We start from the raw sequence: 15,998 nt of genomic DNA on the forward strand, positions 1-15,998 counted from the left end.
CTTCGAGAAGCTCCGCGAACCCTTCGAGAAGCTCCGCGAACCCTTCGAGAAGCTCCGCGAACCCTTCGAGAAGCTCCGCGAACCCTTCGAGAAGCTCCGCGAACCTTTCGAGAAGCTCCGCGAACCTTTCGAGAAGCTCCGCGAACCCTTCGAGAAGCTCCGCGAACCCTTTCGATGAGGTCTACGAGGCCATCGCTGGCGTCAACGAAGTCGTCGCAGGTTCGACAGGACGCCCGACGGGCCGATCGGTTACGTCCGGATTGCGGCTATCGCCGCCAGTGACAAGGGGCGGATCTTGATCCGCCATGTCCCGGTGATTGCGGGCCAAGTCCTGCCCTACCGGTTAACTCCGCCCGGCATCCGGAGCGGCTCAACCCGCCCGGAACACCTTGCCGCGGTATTCCGCGCCGCCTGCCGACAGCAGGGTCACGCAGGCCTGGGCGTAGTCCGCCGGATCGGTGGCGGCGTGGTCGCCGTCTTCGACGTAGGCCTTGGCGCGCAACGGCGTGCGCATCGGGCCGGGCTGCAGGCCGGACACGCGGATCTTCGAGTTGGCCAGCTCCGCCTGGAGCATCCCTACCATCGCCGCCAGTCCGTGCTGGGCCAGGCCGTAGCCACCCCAGTACGGGCCGCCGACGCGGTCCAGGTCGTCCAGCGCGAACACCAGCGCCGCATCCTCCGCCTTCGACAGCAGCGGCAGGCAGGCCTGCGACAGCCACCAGCGCGCGGTGAGGTTGACGTGGATGGCGCGGGCAAAGGCCGCCGGGTCGGTCTGGGGCAGCGGGGTCAGGCCGGGGAAATCGGCGGCGCAATGCAACACGCCGTCCAGTCGTCCCAGTTGTTCCTCGATCCGCTGCGCCATCTCGGCGTAGTCGTCGGCGGAAGCGCCTTCCAGGTCCAACGGATACAGCAGCGGTTCGGCGCCCGCAGCGGCCACGGCGTCGTAAACGCGATTGAGCCGAGGCAGCTTGCGCCCCAGCAGCACCACGGTCGCGCCGGCGCGTGCACAGGCAACGCTGGCGGCAGCGCCCAGCCCACCGGCCGCGCCTGATACCAATACCACCCGGCTTTTCAGCGCCAGGACCGGCAGCGCTGCAAAGGTCAGGCTCACTGCTGCTGGGCTTCGCTGATCATGCGGGCGAGTTCGCCCGATTCGAACAGTTCCAGCGTGATGTCGCAGCCACCGATCAGTTCGCCGTTGATGAACAACTGCGGGAAGGTCGGCCAGTTGGAAAAGCGCGGCAGGTTGGCGCGCACTTCCGGATCTTCAAGCACGTTGATGGTGTACAGCTGGCTGGCACCGGCGGACTTCAACGCCTGCACGGTGCGGCTGGAGAACCCGCACATCGGGAACTGCGCGGTGCCCTTCATGAAGAGGACGATCGGATGGCCTTCGACTTCGGCCTGGATCCGTTCCATGACGCTCATTCGACTACGACTCCTGCAATGACGTGTTGCAAAGATGCGTTGCCGGCCGGGAGGGCCGCGCAACGGGACGTGGGGATACAATGGCCATTGTACCGCCGCGGCGTTCGCGACCGGCATCTGCCCGGGTCCGCCCCCGCGATCCCCTGACACCAAGCCAAGGAGCCAGCCACATGGCCATCGAACTGCCCGCCCTGCCCTACGACCGCACCGGCCTGGAGCCGCATATCTCCGCCGAAACGATCGACTTCCACTACGGCAAGCACCACCAGGCGTACGTGACCAACCTCAACAACATGATCGCGGGCACCGAGTTCGCCGACATGTCGTTGGAGGACATCATCCGCAAGTCGCAGGGCGGCATGTTCAACAACGCCGCGCAGATCTGGAACCACACGTTCTACTGGAACTGCCTGAAGCCGGCTGGCGGCGGCGAACCCACCGGCAAGTTAGCCGATGCGATCAACAAGGCCTTCGGCGACTTCGCCAAGTTCAAGGAAGAGTTCACCAAGGTCACCGTCGGCACCTTCGGTTCGGGCTGGGGCTGGCTGGTGCAGCGCCCGGATGGTTCGCTGGCCCTGGCCAGCACGTCGAATGCCGCCACTCCGCTCACCGGCGATGACAAGCCGCTGCTGACTTGCGACGTGTGGGAACACGCCTACTACATCGACTACCGCAACGCCCGCCCGAAGTACGTCGAGTCGTTCTGGAACCTGGTGAACTGGGACTTCGTCGCATCGAACATGCGCTGAGCCTGGACCTGTAAAACTGAAAACGGCCGGGGCGACCCGGCCGTTTTTATTTGCAGGCATTTGCAGGTTCTGCACGACAGCGCAATCAGAACTCGTAGCGGCAGCTCACGTTGGGGTTCCAGTCGGCAAACAGCCCCGACGGGTTGTGGCGCCATGCCCATACATGCAGGGCCCATACATCGAACCGCTTGTTGTAGTGGAACGACTGCCCGAACAACGAAGGTGGCGGCGGACTGTCCGGCTGATCCGCATGGGCGCCACCGTCCGGAACGATGAACTCCACCGCTACCAGCCGCATCGACCCGTCCTTTTCGGGCTCATAGATCAAGGCTTGCGGCCGGGTGGGATCGAGTACGCCGAAATTGTTGGGATTGACGAAGTGGTAGCCCATCCCGCCGGTGGGATCGTCGAGGCATTCAAGGACACCCGGCACCGGCACATCCCATAGGCCGGCCTGCGTGGCGGCATCGAAGTCGTGGTACGCCGCGGTCGCCGCCCGGAGTGCGGCCAACTGGTGGCGGTGTGGTCAGGTCGTTTTCCTGGTACGGCTCGCCGGAGTCATGGGCGAAGGCCAGGAACGGCATCCACGTCAGGCACAACGACGTCAAGACAACAATTCGACGAACTGCCGCAAGTCGATGAATACGCATGGCAATCTCCTGATTCGAGGGTCAGCGAGGTGAACCAGCCGGGGACCTGACCCGCATGCCCGGTGGGCCGTATGCAGCGGCCGCTACCCTCGGGCAACGCGTGGGAGACAGGAAAGGGATTCCCCGGGGTTCACCGTGAACTCTTGGATGTCACTCCGGTGCGACTGGGGGCCGGCGCTATAGTCGCCGCGACTTCAACCAGGACCCAGTCCAACAGGAGGCGACATGCCGCAGTTCGTCATCGAGCGAGAGATCCCGGGCGCAGGACGCATGACCCAGGACGAACTTCGCGACGTTTCCGAGAAGTCGCTGGCGGTGCTCGGCGAGCTCGGGCCGGACATCCAGTGGATGCACAGCTATGTCACCGACGACAAGATCTACTGCATCTACTTCGCGCCCGACGAGAGCCTGATCCGCGACCACGCGCGCATGCTGGGCGTGCCGGCGGATCGTGTTTCGGCGGTGCGTGGAATGCTTGACCCTGCCAATGATTCGTACGGTTGATTCAAGTACCACTCACGCTGCGTCATTCCCGCGAAGGCGGGAATGACGGCTGAACTTTTTTTTGCGGCACCTTCAAGTGCAAGATTCAACACAGCCGAATCAGACGCGCGGATTCGACTACCGATGATTCAGCCGTTCGATCCGACCGCCGACAGCGCGTAGCCGATCGCCGCCGCCAGCGGCATCGCTGCGCCCTGCGCCCAATGGGCCGCGGCGGTTTCCGCGTTTGTATCGCGCCAGATCGGCGCAAGCGCCTGCTCCAGGCGCGCCTGCTGCAGGGAACGCCCTGGAACCGAGATGGTGTCGCGCAACTGTTTCGCTGCGCCGGCCATCACCAGCGCCTGTTCCGCGCGCCCCTGCAATGCCATGAGCTGCGCGCAGCCTTCCAGCAGGATGGCGATGCCGCGCCGGTGCCGCAGTTGACGGAACAGGCCCAGCGCCTCGACGAAGCGCGACCCGGCGTCTTCCAGGTCGCCCCGCACGATGGCCAGGTGCCCGCGGTCGGTGCATGAACGCGCAACGCCCCAGCCATCGCCTGCGTTGCGGAACATGGCTTCGGCTTCGCAATAGAGACGTTCGGCCTCTTCGCCATCGGTGGCCGCGGCCACGTCGCCCAAGTGGTTCAGGCACCACGCAACCAGTACCGGATCGCCCTCGGCCTTGAACAACTGCAGGGCCTCCTGCAGCCGGATGCGCGCGGCGACGTGGTCGCCCTGCAACAGGTCGTTGTTGGCAAGGTTGCTGAGCGCCCCGGCGATTTCCCTGCCCTCGCCGATCTGCCGGCAGGTTTCCAGCGACTGCTCGAAATAGTCGCGCGCCCCGGCCAGGTCCCCCGCGAACTGCCGGTGCACGCCGAGCGAATTCAGGCTGGCGGCGGCACCGCGCGCATCGTTCGCTTCACGACTGAGCGCCAGCGCCTGCTCGGTCAGCCGCCAGGACTCCCCGGCCTGTTCGCGTATGCCTGCGATGGCACCGGCGCAGTTGGTCAGGTTCACGCGCAGCGAGTGGTCCATGCCCGCATCGCACTTGGCGAGGATCGCGCGCAGTTGCCGTTCGGCTTCAACCACGTGTTCGCGACGTTCCCAGTACGGGAACAAGGCGACGCCCAGGCGCGCGGCCCACTCCATTCCCCCGCGTGCCCTTTCCCCGCACCGCACCAGCCAGCTGATCGCAGCGAGGAAGTTGCCATGCTCCAGGTCGCAACGCGCGAGCCACTGTTCCCGCTGCGACTGCGACAGGGCTGCGTTGCCCTCCTCCGCCAGGACCAGGCAATACGCGGCATGCGCCCTGCGTACACGCACTTCCTCGCTGCTGGCCGCCAGTCGCTCCCGCCCGTATTCACGAATCGCCTCGAGCATTGCGTAACGCGGCTCTTCATCGCCACGCAGCGGGAAGACCAGGCTTTTCGCCACCAGCTCCTGCAGTACCGGATCGGCACCGCCTTCGATGTCGCCTGAGGTATTTCCAACGGCTTCCGCGGCCTCCGCGGTGAAGCTGCCAACGAATGCCGACAGTCTGCGGAATAGCACGCGCTCGGATTCGTCGAGCAGCTCGTGGCTCCAGTCCATCGTGCGGCGCAGGGTGCGCTGGCGTTCCGGGATGTCGCGCGCCACGTGCACAGGCAGGTCCAGGTGCCCACTGAAGCGCGCAAGCATGGCGGCCGGCGTGAGGTTTCCGGCCTGCGCCGACACCAGTTCGATGGACAACGGCAATCCGTCGAGCCGACGGCACAGCTCCGCGATGGCCCGGGCGTTGTCGGGTGTCAGCTGGCTGTTGCGCGATGCTGCCGCGGCGCGCTGCAGGAACAACGCAACCGCCGGGTTCTCTGCGAGTTCCTCCAGTGGCGGCAAGGGATCGCATTCCGGTACCGGCAACGGTGCGAGCGGGTATTCGTGCTCGCCGTAGATGCGCAGCGCGGCCCGGCTGGTCGCCAGGACCCTGAGCATCGCGCTGGCATCGAGCCAGTCACCGATGAGTGAAACGGCGGCGGAAACCCGCTCGCAGTTGTCCAGGACCAGCAGCGTCGGCTTCGTCGTTTCACGGCGCAGGTGCTCGCTGATGGCAACGTCCAGTGCGCGCCCGCCGCCCTGGCTCACTTCGAGCGCAGAGGCAATCGTGGTGGTCATGGTTGCCACGTCGGACGCTGCAGCCAACGACACGAATACGACGCCGCCTTCGAACTCGTCCGCGCTGTCCCACGCCGCCTGCAACGCCAGTCGCGTCTTGCCGCTGCCACCTGCACCAGTGACGGTGAGCAGGCGGATGTCATCGCGCAGCAGGAGCCCGCACAGCTCGTCCAGTTCGGCGACGCGCCCGACCAGCGAGGCGCGCGGCGCAGGCAGGCGCAGGCCGGGTTGGCGTCGGTTCAGACGTTCCGTGCGTTCCGCGTGCGAAGGTCCACTGTCCGCTTCCTGCACCAGCCGCATCGCGGGAACGTAATGTCCCTTGGGCACTTCTATGAAGACCGGGTCGCTGCTGCCGGCGCCGCGGTAGTACTCCTCGAGCTTCGCGCGCAGGCGGCGCGCATGCGTGCGCACGATGGTGTCGATGCGTGGGTCAAAATCCGTGCCGCGCCCGAATACCTCGATACCCAGCGTGTACTCCTTGAGCGCCCGGTCATCGCCCGCGAGCGAGTGCTCCACGACATAGCGCAGGAAGCGACTGAGGATGGGCGAATTGGCGAACTCGGCGCTGCCGAGCACGCGTTGCAGCTGTGCGGTCACATCCGGCGCGGATGGCACCTGGCCTTCGCAAACTGGACCGTTCATGCGCCTCCCGGAGGAACGCCGTCCGTGACATGGCAACCAACGTCGTATCGATGCTCCTCGCGCGGTGCACAGCTGTCCAGCGCCGCGCAATCGCAGGTCTCGCCAGCGTTAACGGCAAGCCCCTACCCAGCCGGCCACGCGCGGCTGTCCGGTTTCCGCGAGGGCGGAAACCGATGGCAATTAAGGCGTGTGTCTTCAGCGTGTGCGCAGTACAGCGATTACCGGCGCGACCTGCGCCTCGCGGCCCAACGCCGTACCGACGCGTTGCAGCGTCGCCGCAAGATCCTCGCCGGATTCCGCGCGCAGCGTCGCGTGGCCAACCTTGCGGCCCGCACGCGACTCCTTGCCGTAGTCATGCCAATGCCCGCCGGCTTCGCGCAGCACGACACTCGCGTCGGGCATCTCGCCGATCCAGTTGAGCATGCACGCCGTACCGACCATTCGCGTGTCACCGAGCGGTAATCCCAATACCGCCCGCAGGTGGTTCTGGAACTGGCTGGTTTCGCTGCCTTCGATGGTCCAGTGCCCGGAGTTGTGAACGCGTGGGGCAAGTTCGTTCGCCAGCAGTTCGCCATTGCGGCAGAACAGTTCCAGCGCGAACACGCCGACGTAGTCGAGCGCCTCCGCGAGTTTCTTCGCGTGGGTGAATGCGGTCTGCGCCATCGCGGCATCGACCTTCGCCGGCGCCAGGCTGGCGGAGAGCACGCCGTCGACGTGCCAGTTTTCGGTGAGTGGCCACGTGCGGAATTCGCCATCGCGGCCACGCACGGCCACCACGCTGAGCTCGCGTTCGAAGGCGACGAAGCCTTCCAGGATCAGGCCGACCGTCTGCGCCTGTGCGCCGAGTGCGTCCCACGCGGCATCGGCATCGGCCGGAGCCTTGATGCGGAACTGGCCCTTGCCGTCGTAACCCAGACGTCGGGTCTTGAGGATGCACGGCGTGCCCAGCTGCGCGACGGCCGCATCCAGTGTTTCGCGCGAAGTGATGTCGACGAAGTCCGGCACCGGGATGCCGAGCTCACGGAACAGCGTTTTTTCGGCAAGTCGATCCTGCGCGACGCCCAGCGCGCGCGGGTTCGGGAACACGGTGACGTGTTCGGTGAGCCAGTGCGCGGATTCGGCTGGGACGTTCTCGAAGTCGAACGTGGCGACATCCACCTTCGAGGCGAATTCGCCCAGCGCTTTTTCATCGCGCCAGTCGCCCACGATCAGCGGCGCGAACTGGCCGGCGCAGGCGTCGGCGACGGTGTCCATCACCAGGAAACGCAGGCCCAGCGGTGCACCGGAAAGCGCCATCATGCGGGCCAGCTGCCCGCCACCGAGGATTCCGACGGTCGTCATTGCGTGCGGCTCACTTGCGCGGATCGTCGTTGGCCATGACGTCGTCGGTCTGCTTGGCGCGGAACGCGTGCAGGGCCTGCGCAATCGCGGGGAAGTCATTGGCAAGCAACGCGGCTGCGAACAGGCCCGCGTTCGCCGCACCGGCGTTGCCAATGGCGAACGTGGCAACCGGAATCCCGGCCGGCATCTGCACGATCGACAGCAGCGAATCCATGCCGTTGAGCGCCTTGCTCTGCACCGGCACGCCCAGCACTGGCACGGCGGTCTTGGCCGCGATCATGCCCGGCAGGTGCGCGGCGCCACCGGCGCCGGCGATGATCGCGCGCAGGCCGCGACCGGCCGCCTGTTCGGCATACGAGAACAGGACATCGGGTGTGCGGTGTGCGGAAACGACGCGTACTTCGTGCGGCACGCCCAGCGCTTCGAGGCGGGCGGCGGCGTGCTGCATCGTTTCCCAGTCCGAGCGCGAGCCCATGACGATGCCGACCAGCGGATTTTCGGCGGCGGGCGTGGTGTCCCCGGAAGCTGCCATGACGGATTCCAGCGTCAAAACGGTATTCTACCGGTGGAAGTCGCCTGCCGCGACGTGGGCTGGCCGCCGGGAGCGGGCGCCATCATGGCGCGGTGTTGTTCCAGTTCCGGCCCGAGGCGGCGAACCGACGACTCCCTTCACCGCGCTCCGGCGCGACTGTCCCACTACCGCCCGCGTCACGGGCGAACCGGCCAATCCATGGATCGCAAGCTGCTCGACCTGCTCGTCTGCCCCATCACCCGCCAGCCACTCGTGCTGCTCGACAGCCGCGGCCTGCAGGCGCTGAACGCTGCCATTGCTGCGGGCGGCGTCGTCCGTGGCGACAGCGCCACGCAATCCGACGCGGTGCGCGAAGCCCTCGTCACCCGCGACCGCAAGACGCTTTACCGCGTCGACGACGGCATCCCGGTGCTGCTGGCGGAAGAAGCGATCGCCACGGCCCAGGTCGACGGCTTCCCCAGCGCATGAGTGCGCCTGCCGGGACCGCCGCCGCAAGCGAGTTCGCACCGCCGCCGGCGGACGTGATCGAAGCCGATGTCGCCCGCGCCCTGTCGGAAGACCTCGGCAGCGGCGATGTCACCGCGGCGCTGCTGCCCGACATCGCCGACAGCGCCTACGTGCTGTGCAAGGAAGACGCCGTGGTGTGCGGACGTCCGTGGTTCGACGCCTGTCACCGCGCGCTGGATCCGGATGTGCGCATCGACTGGCGCGTCGCGGAAGGCGAGCGCGTGAAAAAGGGCACGGTGCTGGCCACGCTGCAGGGCCGCGCGCGTTCACTGGTCAGTGCCGAGCGCGCTTCGCTGAACTTCCTGCAGACCTTGTCGGGCACCGCGACAACCACCGCCAGTTATGTCGACGCCGTCGCCGGCACCGACGCGAAGATCCTCGATACACGCAAGACGATTCCCGGATTGCGCCTGGCGCAGAAGTACGCCGTGCGCGTGGGCGGCGGCGTGAACCATCGCATCGGGCTGTTCGATGCGGTGATGTTGAAGGAAAACCACGTGCGTGCCGCCGGCTCGATCACCGCGGCGATCCGCGCGGCGCGCGCGATGCACCCGGAGTTGCCGCTGATCGTTGAAGTCGAATCGATCGAGCAGTTGCTGGAGGCCCTGCACGAAGGATGCGACCGTATCCTGATCGACGATTTCGACCCGGCCATGCGCCGCGAGGCCGTCCGCATCGCGTCCGGCCCGGAATTCAACCGGCGCATCCCGCTGGAGGTCTCCGGCAGCGTCGACATGACCACGCTGCGTGCGATCGCCCAGGATGGCGTGGACTGCATTTCGATCGGCGGGCTCACCAAGCACGTGCGCGCGATCGACCTGTCGCTCAAGCTCGGACCGCCACCGATGGGCTGAGGCGCGGCCTCGATGCAGGCAAAAAAAGGGCACCGGTCGGTGCCCTTTTTCATTGCGTAACTGTCGCCGCGAATTGCCACACTTATTCAGTGCGCCACACCCCACTAAACGACCGTCACTGCAGCGAGATGGTCGCCACTGCAGCCACCACGGACACCACGACCAGGCCGATCAGCCACAAATGACTGTTGCTGCGCACCTGGGTGGTCGCCGGGCGGATGGCCTCGACCTGTTGCGGCTCCGGGCTGCCCGCGCCGACGAGACGGAAGCGCAGCTTGTCGAAGCCGATTTCGTCGCCCAGGCGGCACTTCTCGCGCACTACCCGGCGATCGTTGATGAAGGTGCCGTTGGCGGAACCCAGGTCTTCGATGATCACGCCGTCCTCGCCCGGGACCAGGCGCGCGTGCACGCGCGAGAGGCTCGGATCGTTGATGTGGATGGCGCATTCGGGCGAACGGCCGAGGGTACTTGCCCCCTCCAGCGGATAGCTGCGACCGAAGGCTCCGCCCGTGACGCCGCGAAGCACATACCTCGGCAGTACAGCACGCACGGCGGTGACGCCGGGGTCATCGTTGGCCGCGTTCGGCAGGCCCGAGGCTCCCCCCTCGGACTTGCGCGATCCCATCGCGGCGTCCATCGACGCCAGTCGCGCCAGCACATGGTCGAACTTCACGTTGTCCCCTGGACGCAACGCGATCAGGCCGTCGACCCGGCGCCCATTGACGCTGACCGTGGTGCCGTTGGGCACTTCCAGCATCACCCCCGTGGCACTCACGTGCAGCTGGCAGTGCTGCGGCAATACGCCGGGCCTGTCCAGGACGATGTTCGACTGCGGATCGGAACCGACGCGATTGACGCCCGGCCCCAGCAGGACTTGCGGGTGCTCCCCACCCGGAAAGACCAATTTCATAGTACGTAGCCCCCTCCCGGCGAACGTAGACTTGTGATGCCTATTGTGGGCCACCACTCAAGATCGATGCCAACTCTAATCCTCCTGATGATTGCGTCTGCGATGGCGTTCGCGTTCTGGAACTCCAGCCGCGCCGCCGCCGAACGCGCCGAAACCCTGGGCCGTGATGCCTGTCACATCGCCGGCGTGCAGTGGCTGGACCACAGCGTGCATGCCATCGGCCTGCGCATCTGCCGGCATGAGAACGGCCGCCTGGGTTTCGAACGCACCTTCCGCTTCGACTACTCACACGACGGCGAAGACCGCCATATCGGCCGCATGGTGTTGCGGGGCGAGAAGCTGGTGTCCTTCAGCGGACCGGTGATGCCGTCGGTGGCGCAGCTGCACTGACGGCTGCGGATCCCCAGGAAGCTCGCGACTGCGAAGTCGCCAGCCGGGGATACTAAATTGCGACTTGTCAGCGCTGCGCGCGACGCGCGCAGGCCCGGCGTCACTTCACGATGCGCAGGTGACCGCTGCGGCGCGGGGAAGGCGTCGGCGGCTCGCCACCGTCATCCGGTGCGGGATCGTCCGGGACGGCACTCAGCGGTCCGGCGACCTGTTGTTCCTCGACGGCGTCGTCGGATTGGTCGGCGCCGGCAGGCAGGGAGTCCTCCGGCAGCGCCATGCCCTGTCCGGTTTCCCGCGCGTAGATCGCCAGCACCGCTGAAACCGGCACGGATACCGAGTGGCTCACGCCGCCGAAGCGCGCGCTGAAGCGGATCACGTCGTTGGTCATCTGCAGTCCGGCGACGGCGCGTTCGGCGACGTTGAGCACGATGCGGCCGTCCTTCACCGCATGGGTCGGCACCTGGACCATGGGGCGGGTGGCATCGACCAGCAGGTGGGGCGTCATGCCGTTGTCGGCTATCCACTCGTACAGCGCCCGTAGCAGGTACGGACGGTGGCTGGTCATCGTGTTGCTGTCTTCACTCATGCCGGAAGTGTAGCGCCCTGCTGCAGCCATGAAACGCGAAAAGGCCCGGAATTCCGGGCCTCTTCGGTTGTGGGACGACGGCGGGCCATCTCAGCTACAGGGGGCGTCCCTGTCCGCCTCAGGCTGGCACGTCGCGCAGCTTGCGCTCGGCGTCGGTCAGGCTGCGGGTGAAGCCCGGGTTGCGGAAGATGCGATTGCCGTAGTCCTCGATCACCTTGCCATCCTTCGGCAGCGGCACACCCAGCGCCGGCAGGCGCCAGATGATCGGGGCCATGGCGCAATCGGCCAGGCTCATTTCCGGGTTGAGGAAGAACTTGCTCGCCTTGAACAGCGGCACCGAGGCGGTGAGCAGTTCCTTGAGTCGCTTGCGGCCGGCCTCGGCCTGGACCTTGTTGCCCAGCTGGATGGCCTGCACCTGCGGGACCCAGTCGTGCTCAAGGCGCAGCATCGCCAGGCGCAGGCGCGCGCGCGACAGCGGATCGACCGGCATCAGCGGCGGATGCGGATAACGCTCGTCCAGGTATTCGCTGACGACGCTGGCGGCGTAGAGCACCAGATCGCGTTCGACCAGCGTCGGCACCGAGTGGTAGGGGTTGAGATCGACCAGGTCTTCCGGCGGATTCTGCGGATCAACCGGAATCAGGTCGTAAGTGACACCCTTCGCCGCCAGGACCAACCGCACGCGATGACACAGCACGCAGTCGGTGGAGGAAAACAGGGTCAGGGCATTACGCATACGTGGACTAGCCGCCATCATCGATCGCTCCCGCTACACCGATCACAACTGGCGATCCTGTCCCGTTCAGGGCGGTCGCCACCATCCTTGAGACTAGCGTCACCGCCCGAAAAAGTCGCTACCCCAATGATTCGGCGGCCGGACGTCGGATACGGAACGCCCGGCACGGGGCCGGGCGTTTCGGGCAAGTCTCAGTGCACGTCCTTCCAGTATTCGGTCTTCAGCATCCAGGCAAGGAAGGTGAAGAACACGAGGAACAGGACGACCCATACCCCCATCCCTTCGCGCTTGAGGGCGGCCGGCTCACCGGCGTACTCAAGGAAGGTGGTGATGTCGCGCACGGTCTGGTCGTACTTCTCCGGCGAAACCGAACCGGGCTGGGTGATCTTCAGGCCATGGACCGGACGGTCGCCCGTCTTGGGATCCGCTTCGCCGTATTCGGCGTGCTGCAGGCCCTGCATCTGCCACAACGGGTTCGGCATCGAGGCGTTCGGGAACAGCTTGTTGTTCCAGCCCAGCGGCCGCGACTCGTCCAGGTAGAAGGACTTGAGGTACGTGTAGATCCAGTTGCTGCCGCGAACCCGCGCGATCAGGCTGAGATCCGGCGGCATCTTGCCGAACCACTTGGCCGCGTCGGCTTCCTTGAGGCTGACACCGATCTGCTCGCCGTACTTGGCGCCGGTGAAGTTGAGGTTCTGCATCACCTCTTCTTCGGTCAGGCCCAAGTCTTCGGCCATGCGCGAATAGCGCAGGTACTTGAGCGAGTGGCAGCCCGAGCAGTAGTTCATGTACAGCGCGGCGCCGCGCTGCAGCGACTGGCGGTCGCCCAGGTCGGTGCCCGACTGCATCAGGTTGCCGCCTTCGTTGGCCAGCGCCGCGGCGCTGACCAGCAGCCCCGCCACCAGGCCGGTCAGGGCACGGACGAAATTCTTCTTAGTCATGCGTCGTCACCCGTTCCGGCACCGGCTTGGTCTTGTCGATGGCCGACCACAGCGGCATCGTGATGAAGAAGGTGAAATACAGGAAGGTCAGCACGCGGCCGATGATCGTCTCGACCGGATCGGTACCCGGACCGGCGCCGATCTTGCCCAGCCACACGAAGCAGACCGCCAGCAGCGCGAGCATGCCCTTGGTCCACAGGCCGCGGTAACGCACCGACTTCACCTTGGAGCGGTCCAGCCACGGCACCAGGAACAGCACCGCGATCGCCGCGAACATCACGACAACGCCCGAGAGCTTGTGCGGGATGACGCGGAGCATCGCGTAGTACGGGGTGTAGTACCACACCGGCTTGATGTGCTCCGGGGTCACCAGGCGGTTGGCCTCGGTGAAGTTGTCGTGCTCGAGGAACCAGCCACCGAACGCAGGCGCGAAGAAGATGATGAACGCCGCGATCACCAGGAAGCCGCCCACGTAGAAGGTGTCCTTCACCGTGTAGTACGGGTGGAACGGAATGCCGTCGGCGGGCTTGTTGGCGTCCCAGCGGTTGCCCTTCGGGCCCTTCTTGATCTCGACGCCGTCGGGGTTGTTCGACCCGACTTCATGCAGCGCGCCGATATGCAGGACGACCAGCAGCAGCAGTACCAGCGGCAGCGCGATCACGTGCAGGGCGAAGAAGCGGTTCAGCGTCGCGTCGCCGGGCAGGTAGTCGCCCATGATCCATTCGGTCAGGCCGTTGCCGATGACCGGGATCGCGCCGAACAGCGAGATGATCACCTTGGCGCCCCAGAACGACATCTGGCCCCACGGCAGCACGTAGCCCATGAAGGCTTCGGCCATCAGCACGAGGTAGATGAGCATGCCCAGGATCCACACCAGTTCGCGCGGCTTCTTGTACGAGCCGTACATCAGGCCGCGGAACATGTGGATGTACACGACGATGAAGAACATCGACGCGCCAGTGGAGTGCATGTAGCGGATCAGCCAGCCCCATTCGACGTCGCGCATGATGTATTCGACCGAAGCGAAGGCTTCGGTTGCGCTGGGCTTGAAGTGCATCGTCAGGAAGATGCCGGTCAGGATCTGGTTGGCCAGGACCACGATCGACAGCACACCGAAGATGTACCAGAAGTTGAAATTCTTCGGCGCGTAGTACTCGGTCATGTGCTTGCGATAGACCGGCATCATTGCCGGCGCACGCTCGTTGACCCAGTCCATCACGCCACAGGCGGCACGAGTGATGATGTTCGCCATGGCTTACGCAGCTCCCTTCGGGTCGACACCGATGACGATCGTGGTGTCGTTTTCGTAGTAGTGCGGCGGGACCTTGAGATTGGTCGGCGCAGGCACGCCCTGGAACACGCGACCGGCCATGTCGAAGCGCGACTTGTGGCAGGGGCAGAAGTAGCCACCCTTCCATTCCGGATCGAACGGCTCGGGGCGGATCTCAGCCTTCAGTTCCGGCGAGCAGCCCAGATGGGTGCACAGGCCGACCAGCACGGAGATTTCCGGCTTGATCGAGCGCAGTTCCGGGCTGGCCTTCTTGATGTAGGCCGGCTGCTGGTCCGCGTTGTCCGACTTGGGATCGCGCAGGCGATTGTCCAGCGTCGGCAGCGCATCGAGGATCGCCTTGGAGCGCTTCACGATCCAGATCGGCTGACCGCGCCATTCCTGGATCATGCGCTGGCCTTCCACCAGGCCAGTGATGTCGACCGTGATCGGAGCACCGGCCAGCTTGGCCCGGGCACTCGGATTCCACGATTTGATGAACGGTACCGCCGCAAAACCCGCCCCGACTGCACCGACCACAGCTGTGGTCGCGGTCAGGAAACGGCGGCGGCCCTGATTGGCAGGGCTGTCCCCTTGGTTGGCCATCCGGCACTCCGTGAAGCTTGAAAAACGAAGTTCACCGCATAGCCATGCGCCCTGGGGCGACGACTAGCGGCTCAAAAAGACGGCGAAGTGTAACGGAACGGTGAATGACCCGACAATCCGGCCAGGTCGGGGAATCGGGACATCGGCCATGGTTTGGCACGGATCTGACGCCGGATCAGGCGTTCGTGTCGGGATTGAACAGGTCAGGACGGGTTCCGCGGCCTTCGACAGACCGGAAAATCGCAGCGGAGTCAGCGCGAACCCGAAGCCCCACCCGCGCTGGCCACCGAAGTGGCGCCGCGATAACGCTCGGCCAGCACGGCCACACGCTGTACGTAGCGCTGGGTCTCGGAGTACGGGGGAACGCCCTTGTACTTGTCGACCGCGCCTTCACCGGCGTTGTAGCCGGCGGCAGCCAGTTTCAGGTCGCCGTTGAAGCGCTTGAGCAACCAGCTCAGGTACTGCACGCCGCCGCGGATGTTCTGGGCGGGGTCAAAGGCATTGGCGACGCCGAATCGCCGCGCCGTGGCCGGCATCAGCTGCATGAGGCCCTGGGCACCCACGCGCGACAGCGCGCCGGGGTTGTAGGACGACTCGGCATGGATGATGGCGCGCACGATCGCTTCCTCGACCCCGAACTGGGCCGCGGCAGCAGCGATTTCGGAACTGTAGGCGGCCGTATTCAGCTTGAGCTTGCCGAAGTTGACTCCCGGCAACGCACCGCATGCGTAACAGTTCTCGATCTGGAAGATCGGGAAATCGACCCGCGTCACCTTGACGTTGGCCACGCCCTTGGGCCGGATGTTGCTGTAATTCCGCACACCCCTGGCATCGATGTACGAATAGGTCAGCGTCGACCCCATGCGGACGAACTTTGCCTTCATGGGGGCGTTGCCAGCCGGCGCCACCTGGGCCGGGGAACCAGCAACCGTCATGGCAGGCGTCGCGTTACCGACAGCCGGACGTGCCGGTGCCGGCGCGGCCTTCGCGGCCTGATAATTGATGACCGAGCACTTGGCGTGCGGAACCGGCTTGCTCGAATACGCCCGACTCCCGTCGGCGCTCTCGCAGCGGTAAAGAGAACCCGCCCACGCTGGCGTCGATGCCAGCGCGCAAAGCGTGATCAGAATTCCCCTGGTCCCCTTCATGGGCGCGACTATCCCCCCATTCGAAATGCTTTACAAGCCATTGATTTGTATGAACGCGACCGGCGTCAACTTTGTGCCGGG

General features: G+C 65.7%; 18 protein-coding genes. 5 read left to right on the forward strand and 13 right to left on the reverse strand.

Features of this window, described 5'->3' with window-relative positions; genetic code table 11:
- Nucleotides 1–370: 370 nt before the first annotated feature.
- Nucleotides 371–1,111, reverse strand: a complete 741-nt coding sequence (locus tag ACYVD7_RS00005; RefSeq protein WP_460757862.1) for an SDR family NAD(P)-dependent oxidoreductase — start codon at nt 1,109–1,111, stop codon at nt 371–373.
- Nucleotides 1,108–1,428 (reverse strand): Grx4 family monothiol glutaredoxin, encoded by a 321-nt coding sequence (gene grxD, locus ACYVD7_RS00010; RefSeq protein WP_460757864.1) that lies wholly within the window; start codon nt 1,426–1,428, stop codon nt 1,108–1,110. The genes ACYVD7_RS00005 and grxD overlap by 4 nt, the downstream gene beginning before the upstream one ends.
- 170 nt (nt 1,429–1,598) lie before the next feature.
- Here grxD and ACYVD7_RS00015 point away from each other — a divergent pair, with 170 nt between their 5' ends.
- A complete protein-coding gene (locus ACYVD7_RS00015) occupies nt 1,599–2,177 on the forward strand; it encodes a superoxide dismutase (RefSeq protein ID WP_460757865.1) in 579 nt (192 codons plus the stop codon).
- Between the two features lie 85 nt (nt 2,178–2,262).
- On the opposite strand, the gene ACYVD7_RS00020 is transcribed toward ACYVD7_RS00015, so the two are convergent.
- Entirely contained in the window at nt 2,263–2,688 is a 426-nt protein-coding gene (locus tag ACYVD7_RS00020; protein WP_460757867.1) for a hypothetical protein, read from the reverse strand.
- Nucleotides 2,689–3,052: 364 nt separating this feature from the next.
- On the opposite strand from ACYVD7_RS00020, the gene ACYVD7_RS00025 reads away from it, so the two are divergent.
- Complete coding sequence (locus ACYVD7_RS00025) at nt 3,053–3,331, forward strand: DUF4242 domain-containing protein (RefSeq protein WP_460757869.1); 279 nt, start codon at nt 3,053–3,055, stop codon at nt 3,329–3,331.
- A gap of 128 nt (nt 3,332–3,459) precedes the next feature.
- Here the strand turns inward: ACYVD7_RS00025 and ACYVD7_RS00030 are convergent, their stop codons facing one another.
- The 3 genes from ACYVD7_RS00030 to purE all read right to left on the reverse strand — a co-directional run bounded on the left by ACYVD7_RS00030 (nt 3,460) and on the right by purE (nt 7,972).
- A complete protein-coding gene (locus ACYVD7_RS00030; RefSeq protein WP_460757870.1) occupies nt 3,460–6,099 on the reverse strand; it encodes an ATP-binding protein in 2,640 nt (879 codons plus the stop codon).
- A gap of 195 nt (nt 6,100–6,294) precedes the next feature.
- Nucleotides 6,295–7,440, reverse strand: coding sequence for a 5-(carboxyamino)imidazole ribonucleotide synthase (locus tag ACYVD7_RS00035; protein WP_460757873.1), 1,146 nt, complete (start codon nt 7,438–7,440; stop codon nt 6,295–6,297).
- Between the two features lie 10 nt (nt 7,441–7,450).
- The gene (gene purE / locus ACYVD7_RS00040; RefSeq protein WP_460757874.1) at nt 7,451–7,972 is read right to left on the reverse strand and encodes a 5-(carboxyamino)imidazole ribonucleotide mutase; all 522 of its coding nucleotides are present in this window, start codon (nt 7,970–7,972) and stop codon (nt 7,451–7,453) included.
- Between the two features lie 198 nt (nt 7,973–8,170).
- On the opposite strand from purE, the gene ACYVD7_RS00045 reads away from it, so the two are divergent.
- Together ACYVD7_RS00045 and nadC are read left to right on the forward strand one after the other, a co-directional pair.
- Nucleotides 8,171–8,440, forward strand: coding sequence for a Trm112 family protein (locus tag ACYVD7_RS00045; protein WP_460757876.1), 270 nt, complete (start codon nt 8,171–8,173; stop codon nt 8,438–8,440).
- Nucleotides 8,437–9,333: a carboxylating nicotinate-nucleotide diphosphorylase gene (gene nadC / locus ACYVD7_RS00050; protein WP_460757878.1), complete on the forward strand. Its 897-nt coding sequence runs from the start codon at nt 8,437–8,439 to the stop codon at nt 9,331–9,333. The genes ACYVD7_RS00045 and nadC overlap by 4 nt, the downstream gene beginning before the upstream one ends.
- A 115-nt stretch (nt 9,334–9,448) precedes the next feature.
- Here the strand turns inward: nadC and ACYVD7_RS00055 are convergent, their stop codons facing one another.
- Nucleotides 9,449–10,243, reverse strand: a complete 795-nt coding sequence (locus ACYVD7_RS00055) for an FHA domain-containing protein (protein WP_460757879.1) — start codon at nt 10,241–10,243, stop codon at nt 9,449–9,451.
- Between the two features lie 66 nt (nt 10,244–10,309).
- Here ACYVD7_RS00055 and ACYVD7_RS00060 point away from each other — a divergent pair, with 66 nt between their 5' ends.
- Nucleotides 10,310–10,633, forward strand: a complete 324-nt coding sequence (locus tag ACYVD7_RS00060) for a DUF3301 domain-containing protein (RefSeq protein ID WP_460757881.1) — start codon at nt 10,310–10,312, stop codon at nt 10,631–10,633.
- Nucleotides 10,634–10,733: 100 nt separating this feature from the next.
- Here the strand turns inward: ACYVD7_RS00060 and ACYVD7_RS00065 are convergent, their stop codons facing one another.
- From ACYVD7_RS00065 to ACYVD7_RS00090, 6 genes are all read right to left on the reverse strand, one after another.
- Nucleotides 10,734–11,219 (reverse strand): ClpXP protease specificity-enhancing factor, encoded by a 486-nt coding sequence (locus ACYVD7_RS00065; RefSeq protein WP_460757883.1) that lies wholly within the window; start codon nt 11,217–11,219, stop codon nt 10,734–10,736.
- 118 nt (nt 11,220–11,337) lie between these two features.
- Nucleotides 11,338–11,973 (reverse strand): glutathione S-transferase N-terminal domain-containing protein, encoded by a 636-nt coding sequence (locus tag ACYVD7_RS00070; protein WP_460757886.1) that lies wholly within the window; start codon nt 11,971–11,973, stop codon nt 11,338–11,340.
- A 173-nt stretch (nt 11,974–12,146) separates the two neighbouring features.
- On the reverse strand, nt 12,147–12,896 hold the full coding sequence (locus tag ACYVD7_RS00075; RefSeq protein WP_460757888.1) for a cytochrome c1: 750 nt from the start codon (nt 12,894–12,896) through the stop codon (nt 12,147–12,149).
- A complete protein-coding gene (locus ACYVD7_RS00080; RefSeq protein WP_460757890.1) occupies nt 12,889–14,148 on the reverse strand; it encodes a cytochrome b in 1,260 nt (419 codons plus the stop codon). Before ACYVD7_RS00080 ends, ACYVD7_RS00075 begins: the two co-directional genes overlap by 8 nt.
- 3 nt (nt 14,149–14,151) lie before the next feature.
- Entirely contained in the window at nt 14,152–14,769 is a 618-nt protein-coding gene (gene petA / locus ACYVD7_RS00085) for a ubiquinol-cytochrome c reductase iron-sulfur subunit (protein WP_460757892.1), read from the reverse strand.
- Nucleotides 14,770–15,020: 251 nt separating this feature from the next.
- On the reverse strand, nt 15,021–15,917 hold the full coding sequence (locus tag ACYVD7_RS00090) for a lytic transglycosylase domain-containing protein (RefSeq protein ID WP_460757893.1): 897 nt from the start codon (nt 15,915–15,917) through the stop codon (nt 15,021–15,023).
- Between the last annotated feature and the right edge of the window lie 81 nt (nt 15,918–15,998).

It is taken from the genome of Lysobacter fragariae (assembly GCF_054779775.1).

Bases quoted from the DNA above. Each gene is read 5' to 3' on its own strand.
- grxD (WP_460757864.1), bottom strand. From the start codon at position 1,428: ATGAGCGTCATGGAACGGATCCAGGCCGAAGTCGAAGGCCATCCGATC.
- ACYVD7_RS00015 (WP_460757865.1), top strand. From the start codon at position 1,599: ATGGCCATCGAACTGCCCGCCCTGCCCTACGACCGCACCGGCCTGGAG.
- ACYVD7_RS00025 (WP_460757869.1), top strand. From the start codon at position 3,053: ATGCCGCAGTTCGTCATCGAGCGAGAGATCCCGGGCGCAGGACGCATG.
- ACYVD7_RS00030 (WP_460757870.1), bottom strand. From the start codon at position 6,099: ATGAACGGTCCAGTTTGCGAAGGCCAGGTGCCATCCGCGCCGGATGTG.
- ACYVD7_RS00035 (WP_460757873.1), bottom strand. From the start codon at position 7,440: ATGACGACCGTCGGAATCCTCGGTGGCGGGCAGCTGGCCCGCATGATG.
- purE (WP_460757874.1), bottom strand. From the start codon at position 7,972: ATGGCAGCTTCCGGGGACACCACGCCCGCCGCCGAAAATCCGCTGGTC.
- ACYVD7_RS00045 (WP_460757876.1), top strand. From the start codon at position 8,171: ATGGATCGCAAGCTGCTCGACCTGCTCGTCTGCCCCATCACCCGCCAG.
- nadC (WP_460757878.1), top strand. From the start codon at position 8,437: ATGAGTGCGCCTGCCGGGACCGCCGCCGCAAGCGAGTTCGCACCGCCG.
- ACYVD7_RS00055 (WP_460757879.1), bottom strand. From the start codon at position 10,243: ATGAAATTGGTCTTTCCGGGTGGGGAGCACCCGCAAGTCCTGCTGGGG.
- ACYVD7_RS00060 (WP_460757881.1), top strand. From the start codon at position 10,310: ATGCCAACTCTAATCCTCCTGATGATTGCGTCTGCGATGGCGTTCGCG.
- ACYVD7_RS00065 (WP_460757883.1), bottom strand. From the start codon at position 11,219: ATGAGTGAAGACAGCAACACGATGACCAGCCACCGTCCGTACCTGCTA.
- ACYVD7_RS00070 (WP_460757886.1), bottom strand. From the start codon at position 11,973: ATGGCGGCTAGTCCACGTATGCGTAATGCCCTGACCCTGTTTTCCTCC.
- ACYVD7_RS00075 (WP_460757888.1), bottom strand. From the start codon at position 12,896: ATGACTAAGAAGAATTTCGTCCGTGCCCTGACCGGCCTGGTGGCGGGG.
- ACYVD7_RS00080 (WP_460757890.1), bottom strand. From the start codon at position 14,148: ATGGCGAACATCATCACTCGTGCCGCCTGTGGCGTGATGGACTGGGTC.
- petA (WP_460757892.1), bottom strand. From the start codon at position 14,769: ATGGCCAACCAAGGGGACAGCCCTGCCAATCAGGGCCGCCGCCGTTTC.
- ACYVD7_RS00090 (WP_460757893.1), bottom strand. From the start codon at position 15,917: ATGAAGGGGACCAGGGGAATTCTGATCACGCTTTGCGCGCTGGCATCG.